The sequence below is a fragment of the Ostreibacterium oceani genome, assembly GCF_009362845.1.
Taxonomy (GTDB): domain Bacteria; phylum Pseudomonadota; class Gammaproteobacteria; order Cardiobacteriales; family Ostreibacteriaceae; genus Ostreibacterium; species Ostreibacterium oceani.
Map to the genome: position 1 here is coordinate 1 of NZ_WHNW01000026.1, position 758 is coordinate 758.

General features: G+C 36.7%; 1 protein-coding gene and 1 tRNA gene. Both read right to left on the bottom strand.

Translation table 11 applies throughout. The annotated features are described in order from the left end of the window. On the bottom strand, positions 1–398 hold a 398-nt coding region (locus GCU85_RS09845; protein WP_152811012.1), incomplete at its 3' end, for an integrase arm-type DNA-binding domain-containing protein. Between the two features lie 247 nt (positions 399–645). Then, positions 646–733 (bottom strand) — tRNA-Ser (locus tag GCU85_RS09850). Positions 734–758: the final 25 nt, after the last annotated feature.

Sequence of the window (758 nt, forward strand, 5' to 3'; positions counted from 1 at the left end):
TTATCTAATCTCGATTGAAAGCCATATTGTGTTTTCTGCGTAAGATTAGTTTTAGTAGCTAAACAAGCAGTAGCCCAATGCTTAAAACTATTCTTGTCTAGGTGCTTTTCACTTTCTTGCTGGATATGGTTTTGTGGGTCTATCCCATCGGCAAGCAGTCCTCTATAAAATTGACGCCTCTCTCTTGCTTTAGCTAATGCTACTTCAGGATATATTCCTAGCTTTAAATTAGTTCGCTTATTTGTTTTAGGTCTAACATAGTTAAGCAACCATAACTTAGTACCGTTAGGCTTAATTCGCAAAGATAACCCAGCGCCATCAGATAAATTGTATTCTTTATCTTTGGGTTTGCTATTTTTGATTTTTGAATCAGTGAGAGGGGTTACTAGCTTAGCCATAATTACTACCTTATAAAAGGGATATATTCAAATAGCTTTTTGTTAAATACAGATAATCCATTGCTACGCTTATGTTTGGCGTTTTATGTAACACGATTTTGTATTTCAAAAGCTGTGTTACTTCCTATGTTACCATAAAGGTGAGATTTTATAGTTTATTATGATAGCTTATGGAACAAAGATTTTAGACTAATCCCTTGCTAGTAAAGAGTTTTGAGGTTTTCTGAAGTGCTATGAAATATTGAAATGGCGGAGAAAGAGGGATTCGAACCCCCGGACCTGTTACAGTCGCCGGTTTTCAAAACCGGTGCATTCGACCACTCTGCCATTTCTCCGCGTTGTGGTGAGTGAATTTTACTG